Origin of the sequence: Bacteroides sp. An51A (genome assembly GCF_002161565.1) — a bacterium.
Lineage (GTDB): Bacteria > Bacteroidota > Bacteroidia > Bacteroidales > Bacteroidaceae > Phocaeicola > Phocaeicola intestinalis.
This window is the reverse complement of record NZ_NFIC01000003.1, coordinates 359,785-374,009: the sequence shown is the minus strand read 5'-3', so window position 1 is coordinate 374,009 and position 14,225 is coordinate 359,785. Positions and strand designations below refer to the sequence as shown.

Annotated in this window: 4 protein-coding genes and 1 pseudogene; all 5 read right to left on the bottom strand. The window is 46.6% G+C overall.

What is annotated here, in order from left to right; genetic code table 11:
- Positions 1–52 precede the first annotated feature (52 nt).
- Positions 53–3,289: a DUF6250 domain-containing protein gene (locus B5G04_RS07840; protein ID WP_087396597.1), complete on the bottom strand. Its 3,237-nt coding sequence runs from the start codon at positions 3,287–3,289 to the stop codon at positions 53–55.
- A gap of 18 nt (positions 3,290–3,307) precedes the next feature.
- On the bottom strand, positions 3,308–5,137 hold the full coding sequence (locus B5G04_RS07835) for a silent information regulator protein Sir2 (RefSeq protein ID WP_087396594.1): 1,830 nt from the start codon (positions 5,135–5,137) through the stop codon (positions 3,308–3,310).
- Between the two features lie 1,519 nt (positions 5,138–6,656).
- A pseudogene (locus B5G04_RS07825) lies at positions 6,657–8,606 on the bottom strand (RagB/SusD family nutrient uptake outer membrane protein); the annotation flags it as partial.
- Between the two features lies 1 nt (position 8,607).
- Positions 8,608–9,648 (bottom strand): IS630 family transposase, encoded by a 1,041-nt coding sequence (locus tag B5G04_RS07820; RefSeq protein ID WP_087213269.1) that lies wholly within the window; start codon positions 9,646–9,648, stop codon positions 8,608–8,610.
- Positions 9,649–9,723: 75 nt separating this feature from the next.
- A complete protein-coding gene (locus tag B5G04_RS07815; protein WP_087396593.1) occupies positions 9,724–14,055 on the bottom strand; it encodes a two-component regulator propeller domain-containing protein in 4,332 nt (1,443 codons plus the stop codon).
- Positions 14,056–14,225: the final 170 nt, after the last annotated feature.

Genomic DNA, 14,225 nt, shown 5'->3' with positions numbered 1-14,225 from the left:
GCAAAAGGCTGCATCCTTCCGGATGCAACCCTGAAAAGCAGGAAAAATATACCTATTGCGGGATGACTTCCTGCATATAAATGGCGTCCAGGCTCCACAATGCCGCATCATTGGTACTAATCGGCATGCATTCATCCAACGGAGCAGGCACTTCGGGAGGAAAGATTTTCCTTACCGTCATAGGAGGAGCGGGCGTATGTTCCAGCCTTCCCCACAAGTCTTTCCAAGCCTCAGCCGCCCGCTTGGGGTCATACAGATGCCAAGCCGCGTATGCCTGCAAACGACTGACACGGAAATGATTATACAACTTAAAGTCGCGTGCATGTTCCAGCCAAGCCTGATTGAATGCAGGAACGTCAATCATGTCTTGCATTTCGTTCATCAGTTCAAAGCCACCCATAATCGTCATCAAATGGTTGGTGTTCTTCAACGTCGGGTCTCCCTCGTAAGTAATGACACCGGTATCGGGATAGAATCCCAACGCCTTGTTTCCCGTAAACAACCCATTGGGCAACGAAGCAATGCTGTTCATACCCGTCACTATCTTATCCAAATACTTCCGGTCGCGCGTACGTTCCCACTCGGTCATCCAATTGCCCGCGTATGCCAGCCAGTCCGGACCGATGCGCAGGCGTGCCGGAGCGGAAGAAGGGAATTTACTTCGAGGCTCAGCCAACCGCATCGGGTCGAGCGTATAAAGTTTCTGGTCTGCGTCTTTTACTTCCGTCATCAAATCGCCGCTACGTTCGTCTGTTGTCAAGTAATAATAGAAACGGTTCCACGCCGCTTGGCTGATACGCGCCTCTTTTGCCCCACATCCCCAGTGGCTGACATTGTGACGGCTTCCCAGTCCTGCATTCGGTCCGATGTGATACACATCCACTTCAGCAGTATGGCGGGTCATCGCCTCAGCCATCTTCCATATATCATAACGTCCGGTACGGAGGAAATTATACCAAAGCCACATATTAGAAGCCAGTTCGGTATTGTCCCATGCAAACCCTCCTACATCATACCGCCATTCATGACGCACCGGGTCGTATGCATGCATAAAGTCGCCGTAATTCCAAAAGCCATACCATTTGTGTTGCTCTATCGCTTTTTGATAAAAACTTATATAGGCTTCCAACCGGTCTTCTACCCGGCTGCGTGCCGGATTGCTACGGTCGGGCAACGACCAAATGCCAAAAGCCCGGCAAGCATGCAAATATTCAGGAGTACACAGCAAGGGAGACGCTTTAGCCAACAGGCAAGCAATATCAGCGATGCCTTTCTTTCCCGGATAAGCCGCTTTCGGAACCAAGGTCAAGGTATGCGTACGCGCAATGCCATAAGGTGTACTCATTCCTGCCTGCACATCTTCATAACTGGCATTCAAATCATGAGCGACGCTATCATAATGGCGCAAGTCCATCGCTTCCGCTTCCGGACTCCATAACCAAACAATTAGCGAAGCCTCATCCGAACGGGCTTGCCGCACCTCCAACGAAGCCGGATATGCTTGCCAAAAATCCTGCAATCCGACACCGATACCTCCACTCACATCACCTGCAAAGACAAATCCGTCGGAACGGGTTCCGGTAAACGTTCCAATCCAAGGACGGTCTGCCTCTGCCCGTTTCCGGATAGAAAACGCATTGTCCGTCAATTGAGAAAGGCGGAAATTATCCCATGCAGCCCAGTGGTCGAGCAAGTCACGGTTTTTCTCATCGAATTGCTCGTATTCAGGAATCCGTTTTCCTTCCATTTGCTGTTGCTGGAGCGTTTTGTCATCACCTAATGTCAAGACACGCCGTCCCACCAAAGGCTGTACCGGTTCACTCCATACTCCTCCTTCCGCGCAAGCGAAGGCAACGTGCCGGTTATACAATGCCTCACGCATTGGCACACGGAAGCGTACGCCTATCGTACGGATAAAATCCTTATCTTGTTCTCCGTCGAACACAAACGAATGTACCATCCGGACCTGCTCGCTTCCGGCATAAAAATACAAGCGCAATACAAACGGAAGCCATTCACGCCCGGCAGACTGATGAACCCCTTCCAACTTCAAGGTTGCACGGACCTTTCCTGCCCGTTCTACAGACACACGTTGCAACCGGCTGGAAAAATGCGTGACATGCGATTCAGACAACCCTTCACCCGACGGTTTGTCCTGAACAGAAGCGATTAAGTCGGCAGCCCCTCCTACTTTCGTCTTACCATATAGCAAACTGTCTATGACGCAACTGCCCGAACGAGGAACATAGGCTGTTATCACTCCCGTAGAGACTTTCCAACCCGACGGCGTCTCCTCTACAGTCAAAGCGGAAAGCTCCGGACTTTCGGGGCTCTTCCGTTTCGGAACGACCTGTAAAGATGTTGTACCTCCGGGAACTACCGCCGCCATACCTGCCCACTTCACCGACCCGTCAGGCCAATAAGCAGCAGTCCAGCTATCAGAAGCAATCACTTTCCCATCCGCATCCTGCAAAAGCAAAGGCATATCCGGCTGTACTTCCCCTTTACGGAAAGGCACACCGAAACTTACCCCGCAAGCCTGTGAAGGCACTTCTCCTACCCAATGCAAACACGCCGTATCCTTATCCTCCCGACAAATATACCGGAAATTAGCAATCCGCGTACGCGACAAGGTGGTGCGAAAGCCGAACCAACCTTCCCGCAAGGGATTGGGGTCGCAATAATCCACCAGCCTTTTACCATCTATGTAATATTGTACCCGGTCGCCTTTATTCACCAACTTAACGTGATACCACTTGTTAGGAACAAGCAAATGCTCTTTATCGGTATACTCCTTCAAGATGCCCGGACGTTGTGCCGCATCAGTTACCCCAGCCTGATTGCCGTCATACCTGCGGAAACGGGTCGTAGAATTGTAATTTCCTCCGTAGCCCAAATAATAAAGCTGCAGCGAGTAGCACTTCAGGAACTCCCCTTTGCGCCAGTCCATACATTGCCAGATGTTCTTCGCTTGCGGATCGGAGGCCATCCAGAAACAGTTCAGGTCACTCAGACGGTCACCCGGCTTCCCTTCGTCCACCACACAAGCGTCGTATTCGATTACGACATTTCCACACATCTTCTCTTTCCGCCACAAGGTCAATCCTTTAGGCGAAAGGATTTCACACGTATCTCCCGAAAACGACACTTCATAATCCGGTGACTCCGATTCCACTTTCCAATACTTACCAAAATGGGCTTTATCAAGTCCCGATATACTTCCTGCGCTCTGAGCCTTTAATCCCCAAACAGCGCATATAGCCATACCAATCAATATGATACGTTTCATTTCCTACCTGATTAATGATTATTCTCCTAAATAATAAGAAGGGACAGGCGACTGGGGATACCCCATGGAACGGTGTGCGATATAGCTTCTGTAAACAGGATCCTGCATCAATGTCACACGCCGGTCACGTGCCGGGATATTCGTCGTATAAATCCGGATTTCACCATCCAGCGCCGTTACAATCTCTTCCCGCCAGTCGCCATACAAGTCAGCAATCATCAGGATATCCCCCTCAATGCCGTGGGTAAGCTCCGCACCTTTCCACTTCACAATGCTCAGCGCCTTTCCGTTCGAAGAAGAGCTGGCTCCCCAACGGTTGTCATCGCCTGCAAAAGTTTCCCTGAGCAAATCGGCATCCCACCAAGCCCAGTTCCGGCAAGAAGGCACATCCTTGTTCCGGCTCAAATACGTCCCGTCGGCAGCCAACAGATACTGGTCGGTACTTCCGCCTTTCCGGTCTTCTTTGGCGAAACATTCCAGTCCTTTATGCGATGCATCAATGTCTGCCACCATTCCGTCGCCTACATGAAACGTCTTATACCCGATGTTCCACACCGGCTCGCCGCTGCGTGCGTCTACCATGCATACACCTCTTCCGTTATCATGCCAAGGCTCCAGACATAAGAACACTTCCATTCCCGGACGTTCCGGATGAATGTCTGTCAGATAAACCTTATCGGGATGTCCCAGTCCGGCAGACCAGAGCAGCGTACCGTTATCGTCCAGCATACACGAGCCCAACAAGATTTCTTCCCTTCCGTCTTCATCCACATCACCGCATACCATATTGTGCGAACCCATGCTTCTGACCACCGGATTCTCCTCGTCACCGTCCCATTTCCATACCGGGTCCAACTTGTCCTTGTTAAGTTGCCACGCCTCTACCGTCATCAGTTTATACGTTCCCCTGCATGCCAAGATACAGGGAGTCTTCCCGTCCAGGAAAGCCATGCCGATCTGATTCCGGTTCCTGCGCACCAGATTGCCATAACGGTCATTCCGTTTGGGCCAGTCTACATGAGCGATTTCCTCTCCCGTCATGCCGTCTAATACCGTCAAATATTCATCCCCCGAATCCACTCTTCCTTTCTCATCTCTCTGCACATTGTCCGGAGCCGTTTTCAATGCCACTTCGGCTTTCCCGTCTCCGTTAAAGTCATAGACTACGTAAGGCGAATACCAGATTCCCGGTTCAATGCCTTGCCCTAAATCTTTCGACCATAAAAAAGTGCCGTCACTTAAATAGGCTTCTATCTGATAAGTCTTCCCCGTCAAGTCACCCGGCATACCCGGGTCGACATTCGTTTCCGGTGTGCGGATGATGTAATCGTATGTACCGTCCCCGTTCAAATCGGCAACTCCTACCTTACCGGCTTTGACCTGCCTGTTCAAGCGAATCGACCGGTAATTGCGCAGGGTACTGAAATCCGCCTTCACCTTTTCCGACTCCTTGCCGTCAGCAGTACACGTCACCCAATAGACCGCTTCTCCCTTCACCGGAGAGCGGTCGGTAAAGTCACAAGTAGCATCTATCGGTTTCCGGTTCAGCTTCTTGGTTTTTCCGTCAGCCGAACGGTACACATCAAAACGAGCCTGCGCATTATCCGTCTCAAGCATTCTCCAGCTCAGATAAATGCCTTTTCCGTCTGCAGCCGGAGCTACAGACAATCCCCGGTTCAGGCATTCCTTCACTTTCGATTGGGCAAATCCTTCCACCAAAGGCTTCGGTTCATGTTGGGGTTTCAAAATTTCATAATAATAATTCCGTTCTCTTGGATCTTGCGCAAAGGCTGTACCCGTAACGACCAGCCCGACAAGCAATGCAGAAAAGAAAAGTTGTGTTTTCATGATTTTATTGAATGAGTTAAAAAATTGGTTCCAAATGATGGGCGAAAGTAAGCATAAAACAAATGGAAAGACATAGAAATTTATACAAAAGAATAGATTTTTAATCGGGTAGGAGGTAAATGCTAATCATAGAAAGGCATTTGCCTCCTACTTTCACATTTACCGACCTCCCACACCACCGTACAAGCGGTTCCGCATACGGCGGTTTCGCGCTTTCTCATCTCACGATGTGTGGCAAGTTGTTTTCAGCCATCCCTCGGACTAGCGTCACTCCTACTCTATTGTCGGATTCCGTCCTATCGTGGTGAGTAGGGAAGCTCCTTTCGGACATCTGACTACAAAAGAGTCTCAAGGGTAGCAGTCATTTACTATTGCACTGCGCGATTCGGTCCTTCCCCATAGACACACGTGTCTTAGGTACTATAACCTCTGCTGACTTCTCACGGCAAGCTTTACTCCGTCAGGGCACATCGAATGGGTACGTCTTCGCCATGCGTCCGTGAGACCTCCTCGGATAAGGGCATTGTCTTTCCATCTTATGCCTACTTCATTTACACCGACCGTTCCGAATAGCTATCGGGCTTTGGTTTGTGTAGAAACCTTACCCACGGTCAAATGCCTTGTATGAAGTTTCTGTTCGTTAGACCAGATGTTTGCCGCCGGCTTCCTTCAGATTCCACCTCGCGATGGACACCCTTGCCTTGGGCTATGTGATTCCCGCTATTAGGGCTCACTCGGGACTTACACCCGTTAGACAATGCTCATGCCGAGCGATCGGGTAGGAGGTAAATGCTAATCATAGAAAGGCATTTGCCTCCTACTTTCACATTTACCGACCTCCCACACCACCGTACAAGCGGTTCCGCATACGGCGGTTTCGCGCTTTCTCATCTCACGATGTGTGGCAAGTTGTTTTCAGCCATCCCTCGGACTAGCGTCACTCCTACTCTATTGTCGGATTCCGTCCTATCGTGGTGAGTAGGGAAGCTCCTTTCGGACATCTGACTACAAAAGAGTCTCAAGGGTAGCAGTCATTTACTATTGCACTGCGCGATTCGGTCCTTCCCCATAGACACACGTGTCTTAGGTACTATAACCTCTGCTGACTTCTCACGGCAAGCTTTACTCCGTCAGGGCACATCGAATGGGTACGTCTTCGCCATGCGTCCGTGAGACCTCCTCGGATAAGGGCATTGTCTTTCCATCTTATGCCTACTTCATTTACACCGACCGTTCCGAATAGCTATCGGGCTTTGGTTTGTGTAGAAACCTTACCCACGGTCAAATGCCTTGTATGAAGTTTCTGTTCGTTAGACCAGATGTTTGCCGCCGGCTTCCTTCAGATTCCACCTCGCGATGGACACCCTTGCCTTGGGCTATGTGATTCCCGCTATTAGGGCTCACTCGGGACTTACACCCGTTAGACAATGCTCATGCCGAGCGTACTACCACAAAAGAGGCGGAGACCGCTTTTGCTGTCCCCGCCTCTTTCAGGTTAGTTTATTATCTAATTCAGGAATTAATATCCCGGATTCTGCATAGCTTGTTTTTCTTCATTGCTTAATGCACCACCATTTTCGTTGGTGATACCGTCCAAGAACGATTGTGGAATCGGACGATAATAATGTTTCGCCGGATCAAATTCACCGATGCCACGGCTTACACCGTCATTAAATGCATGCCAACGGGCATCCAAAGTCATGGTACGGGCAAGGTCTTCCCAACGATACAATTCACCACAAAGCTCGCGGGTACGTTCGTTCAGCAAGAAACACATCATCTTGTCTGCATTGCTGCTGCAACCCAACGCATCGTAAATCGGCTGGTCTACTTCCGAATTATAGATATCGCTGACACTGTTCAGGTGCATATTATCCAAAGAAGACTGTGCATTGTACACATTTTCCTGACCTTCCAAGTTATTCGATTCGTAATACGTATTTTCTTCACTATAAATTGCACCATCAGGAGAATATCCACCACCTTTTCCACTGCAATAAGGATTATTTTTGTACGCCTGACCACCATCCACATTCACACTTCTATCTTCACCTGCTTGATAAGCAGCACGGTCGCGCAACTTATTAATCCATTCAATAGCATTGGCATATTGTGACTCGCCTTGACGAATATACGCTTCAGCTACCATCAACACATCTTCTGCAGAACGAGCAATAATCGCATCACGTGTTCCAAATTGAGAAGCAACAGAGTTACGATAGCCATCTCTAAATTTAGACAACGCTACAGAACGTTTGTGAGGTACAATACTATAATAGTTTCCGGTTGAATTTTGCGGATCCAAGTTCCAGCTTTGTGCTTGTCCTGCATAATAGCGAACAAAAGTATGAGGAGCAGAAATCTTTCCATTCTTCAATATTTTTGCTTCTACAGGGGCAGTAAGACCTGTTTCTGTATTCAACTCTTCATATTTTGTATAACGGGTATCACCAGGATTATTTACGATATATTTAATACCTATTTCACCTGCCACAAAACGTTTGCCACCTTCTACAGCACCTTCCGGAGCATAACCGAATTGAATATCTCCTTTACTCCAAGTAGGAGCACTGGAAGTATCATTCGCGCCATAACAAGTAATAAACGATTTCCAAAAACGAGAATCATTCACACGGTCGAAAACCTGCATGGTGTATTCCGTTGCACTCACGTAAGAAAATTCACGTCCACCTGAAATGTCACGTTTTGTTCCTGCCATGTCCTGATAAACTGAAGGATAATATAAGTGCATCTGATTTCCATATCGTCCCCATGTAGATTCATCATTTGAAAATTGTGCAGCCAAAATTACTTCGCTTACTTTTTCGTTTGCCCCATTGGGTTCTGTATAATCCCACAAATCTACATAATTAGAACATAAAGGATGAGCATTGCATACCTCTGTTCCATATTTAATGACATCCTGCAAATCTTGTGCTATATAACTATCATTCCAGTCACTATATAACTCCGAAGCACGGAACAAATGTGCTTTAGCCAAGAAATGCGCAGCAGCCCACTTCGTAATACGACCGGTTGCTTCAGGAGATTCCGGTAACAAGCTATAGGCTTGTTCTAAATCGGATATAATTTGAGCATAAACCTCTTCTTCGCTATTACGGGTAAATGTTGTTTCTACCGAGGTAGAAGGATTTAATTTGATAGGTACACCGCCAAATTGTTTTACCAGTTCAAAATAGGCATATCCTCTCAAGAAATAGGCTTCACCCAAACGAGTGTTATATGTAGCACTCGACTGGCTATAAAATTGCGGAATATTGGTTATTAAGATATTGGCAGGTTCTATCAAACCATACATATTATCCCACATGGGCTGATTAGCGCCCGTTTCTGCAGAGTTTAAGTCCTGACTATAATGATTCCACGCCGGCATGGTATTATTGGCATCCGTAAATTCATCGACACCCATATTATAGCATTCGATAGCCCAAATGTAATTGAATTTATAGTCAAAAAGAAATGGTTTGCGAATTAGACAAACGGAATTTAAGAGTCAGAAGTGACTCCAACTCTTCTTTATAGTTTCCGATATTGTCGAAGAAATCCTTAACGGCCTGCCTGAATTTCTCTTTTGTCCTGTAGAAACCGGTATTGATGACCTTCTTGCGGAGGAATTTCCAAAGCCTCTCAATCAGATTGAGGTTCGGCGAGTAGGGCGGCAGGAATATCTGCCTGATTTTTGTCCCGTCCACCCATTCCTTGAGCTTTTTGTTGTGATAATAACGGGCATTGTCGGAAATGATATAGATGAACGGGGCCTCCGGATGCCTGTCCAAGGCCGCCTGATAAACTTCTTTTGTGGATTCGGCATTGACGCTTTCGCAATCATGGGCTATCACGTCCGTCACGTCATGCGCGTTAAGCAACCCGTTGATGTTCACCCTGTCACGACCGCTGACGGTCGGTTGTTCCAACTTTTCGCCTTTCTCTATCCACGCATAAGTGGAACGGCTGTTGTGGGTCGGATGAACACCGTCGGCATAATAAACCACGGCATCTTCCGGCATACCGGAAAGGATTTCGGAAAGTTCTCCGACAAAGGCTGCCTGCTTGGAGGCATCAGCCTCGCAAGGGACTTCCGATGTCTTCTTATAGGTGAAACCAATGCGGTTCAGCAGGTCTACAACCCCCTGGGGCGTGTACTCCACGCCGAATGTGGACTTTATCCACTCTGCCACACTCTTGGCATCCGTATAGATATGCTCACGAAGTTCCTTGCGCAAGGCGGACAACTGTCTGCTGTCAAGAAGCCCCCAATAACCTTTGTGGCGGTTTTCCAGAAGTTCATCGGCACCGCCGTGCAAATAAGCGGAACGGTAACGGTATACGGTGGAAACGTCTATTCCAAGGCATGAAGCCACGAAGGAAGGAGAATTGCCCATGCCCAACATCAGAATGCAAGTCACACGGGCATAGTCGGAACTTCCGGCTAGATTCCGTTGAAGTTTACGTAAATTTTCTATTTCTGATGTCGACAACTGCATTTCCATGCCGTAAAGATACAACTTTTAAACGAATTATTCGCATTTCACTTACTTTTGACTATAAAACAACATTTGATGAACCTATTTGGAGGCATTTTCTTCTCTGTCAGCATCACCATTACCCGGAAGCACTCCCCCACTCTTCTGATAAGCAGAAGGAGTGACACCAAATTGGGTCTTAAAGCATTTACTGAAATAGAACGGGTCGTTTATGCCTACCTGACGAGCCACTTCGGCAATGGTAAACTCATCGGACTGTGCCAGCAAATCGGCCGCTTTCTTCATACGCATGACACGCAAGTATTCATTAGGCGAATAGCCGGTTATGCCACGTACTTTCCGGTAGAAAACCGACCGTCCTACCCCCATCATTGTCGCCAGGTCGTCTACCGACAGTTGAGGGTTCTCCATGTGTTTTTCTACAATCAATGTCAGACGCTCGGTAAACAATTTGTCTTTATCGGTACGGCAAAGTGCCGAACCAAGCATCGTCGGGTCGTTCGAGAACTTTTTGCGCAACTTGTCGCGCTGTTCGATAAGACGGAAGGCTCTTACCAACAGCAGTTTCAGACTAAATGGTTTTGTAATATAAGCATCTGCCCCGCAATCGATACCTTCTACATGCTTATCATCGGTACCTAATGCTGTCAGCAAGATAACGGGTATATGACTGGTTTCGAAATTGTCTTTCAACCGTCTTGTCACTTCGAAACCAGAATAGCCAGGCATCATCACATCACTGATAATCAGGTCTGCATCATATTCTAAAGCTTTCTTCAGCCCCGATATGCCATCTTCTTCAGCATCCACTTCAAAATAAGTACTCAACTCCCGTTTCAAATATTCACGCACATCGGTATCGTCTTCGATAATCAGTACTTTACGCTTATTCAGCGGAACAGGTATCTCGACATCCTTTTCCTCGCAGTCTTCTTGTGATGCATCGGAAACATTTTCCAAGAATAATTCCGTCTGCTGTTTCTCCGTCTTTTCTTCTTCCCGCAAAATCACGTTATCAGGAATCAAGAAATCTTTTTCATCGTATGCCGATGCATCCGATGGCAAAGAAACGATGAAAACCGAACCCTTTCCCCCTGCATTCTCCCGATAAGTGATTGTCCCTTTGTGAACAACGACCAATTCATGAGTCAGATGCAGACCGATTCCCATACTGCTTCCAGAGATACGATTCTTGGCAAAACGTTTGAACAGTTCTTCACGCTTTTCTTTCGGTATACCCACTCCGGTATCTGACACCTGGACTATAAATCGGTTGCCAGCCTCATCTACCTTTGCCGTCAGGATAATTGTCCCACCGGAAGGAGTATATTTGAAGGCATTAGACAACAGATTATAAACTACTTTGTCCAGCTTCTCCTTGTCGACATACATATTATAATGGTCCGTCGAAGGTTCGAAACAGAATTTCATGCGTTTGGATTCTGCCATTTCCTTAAAATTCAAAGTCAAGTCGTGCAAGAAATCCATGACATCTATTTTTTCCAATGAAAGAGTGAGCTTGTTGTTCTGCATCCGCCGGAACTCCAAGAGTTGGTTGATAAGCCGTAACAGACGCATCGTACTCTTGTCCATAACCCGTACCGAAGAAGCTATCTCCTTGGGAAGCTTGCCAGACAGATGTATTTTCTCCAACGCATTTTGTATCAGTGTAAGCGGTGTACGAAACTCGTGCGATATATTGGTAAAGAACACCAGCTTGTATTCTGTCAGCTGCTCTTCCACCTTAATCTGATTACGCAAGGCATTCATCCTTGCCAAAATGCGATATGTCAAATACAACGCCCCTCCCAACAGAAGGATATAAATCAGGTATGCCCATATTGTACGCCAAAACGGAGGAACTACAACAATCTTCAATACCGATTCTTTTTCATTCCACACTCCCAGCGAATTGCTCGCCTTGACATGCAAACGATATGTTCCGGGACGAAGGTTTTTATATGCTGCGAAATTTAATGGCGAAGGAATACTCCATTCCTTTTCATATCCTTCCAACATATAGCAGAACTTTTGTATGCCCGGCCGTACATAATCCAAGGTAGAAAAATTGACAACAAAAGAATTCTGATTATAATCCAACCTGATTTCGGACAGATAAGGCAAAGCCAATTCCAGCGGAGAGGAATCATCACCGGGACGTACGGATACTCCGTTCAGTTTCAAATCGGTAAATGTCACGACACTTTCATTTCCGGCTTCAGACACCAATATCGGATTGATGACACTCAATCCATAGTTCGTGCCGAAAGCAAGCCGCCCGTCAGGCAAACGGATACCGCAATTCTCACAATAGATATTCCCCAATACATTCGAAGAAAAGAAATGATTTTCAAAAATCCCCGTCTGCCGGTCGAAACAAGAAATGCCGTATTCTGTAGAAATCCACATATTGCCTTGCTGGTCTTCTACGAAATCCTGCACCATATTGTTTACCAGACCATCGGTCACTCCACAATGCACAAATTTCAAACGGGCATAATCCTGACCCGGCGCACAATATGAAAATCCGGCTCCGGTCTCAGCTATCCAGACATATCCTTCCGAATCAAGAACAATGCTCCGTATCTCATTACTGTACAGACTGCCATTCTCCAATGCATAATGATAATAAGCATTCGGATTACGTATCAGCTCGTCTGGCTGAAATACATAGATACCCTTGTCTGTCCCCATCCATATCCATCCTCCACGGTCTTCACACAAAATACGTACCCGGTTTTGTGCCTCCGACTGGAAAAAACGGCGAAATTGGTATTTCCCCTCTTTACGTACAGCAAGATTCAATCCTCCTCCAAAAGTAGCGACCCACATCCTTCCACGACTGTCGCACATCAAGTTATAAATCTGATTGGAAGAGAGTGAAGTCGAATCGTCCCGTTGGTGCATATAACGCTCTTCACCGACAATGATTCCCTTTCCACGCGTGCCATACCATTTCGTGCCCTCCCTGTCTTCGGCTATGGCATATACATTGGTATTGGCTTTCAATACATTCTTTACTGCCAGCAAAGTATCATAAACGACCACATCTCCTGTACGTGTTGCCAAATAGATATCGGAACCATCGAGACAAGAAACAAACCGTACAGCATTGGAACGGTTTATTTTCTCTTCTCCATTGGGATATACCCTGGCTACATCTGTATTGACTATGTTCAATTTATCCACCCCGGTAAACTCCGAACTGACCCACATGTTACCCAACCGGTCTTCCATCAGACATAGCAGATAATCAGAACTTATGACTCCGTTATCCTTTTCACCTGTTGTAAAATGTTGCATCTCATCATGCTGCAAATCATATACATACAAACCATTCCCGTATGTAGCAATCCATAAAAGGCCACGCGAATCATGTACAATCGAATAACGTTCCTCATCAATGTAATCCAAATCCTCTTTCGTCATAAGCTGGAATTCCAATACTTTCCCACTTTCTACCTGCAGATAGCGCAATTTCCCGGAATTGTTATAAATCCAGAAATCATGCTTGTTATCTTGCTGAATCTGCACATTGCGTATATCCAACATGGGATTGGGTTTTACGTAACATCCTTGACGGAAATTAAAACAAAAATTACCAGCCGATGTATAAATCATCCACTCATCTCGGTAATATACCTGACCATTGAAACGAAGAGACTTATGTGCGGCAAGCTGATCCAGCTGTTTTATCTGTCCTGCCGCATCTGTCCCATACATAGAACCATCGGAAGCAAAAAAGTATGCCTTTCCCTCATACCGGTAAATATACCGGATATTCAAACGAGAATCGATAGTCAGTAATTTTCCGTCCAGCCAATGGTATAAACCGTGAGCAGTAGCAATCCATACACCTCCCTTTCCATCCGGGTAAATCTGATTCACATCATCCGATGCCAAACCTTTACCTTTCTTAAAAGATTCTGAAGTCAATGACCCTCCTTTACAGACAACCCTACGGCATCCGTCCTGAGTGCCCCATAGCCAAACATCTTCGTCTGCTTTCTCTGGAATATAAATAGAACTGTATGAATCCAAATATTCTCCACACCCGGTAAAATCAACTACCTGTCCTTTGCGCAAATCGTAACAACTATATAACGAGTTGGTATGACGTATCCATAAGAAGCCGTTTTTATCTTCAGCCAAACGGTATACACGATGGTCGGCAAGCGAAATCTTCATCTCCTTTTCAGGCAAGAATGTCAGAAAAGACAAACCGTCATACCGGTTAAGTCCGTCAAGCGTACCAAACCAGATAAATCCTTTCCCATCCTGATAAATACAACGTACTGAATTATTCGCCAGACCTTCAGCAACGGTCAATCGCTCCGAACGTACATCAACTCCCCCTAAAACTGCAGTGCATATTCCCAGCCAACCCACAAGTAACAATACTATCCTTTTCATGTCTTCACGGTATCAAATGATAATGATGTGCAAACTTAAAGAAAATTATCATTCGCCCCAACAAGAAAAAAGGGATTTTTGAACACAAAACCACACAAGTACCCGTACAAGTGGTCCACAGGTGTCTATTTTCCCAACAAACCTACACACAACCGCCAGACCTTTAAAAA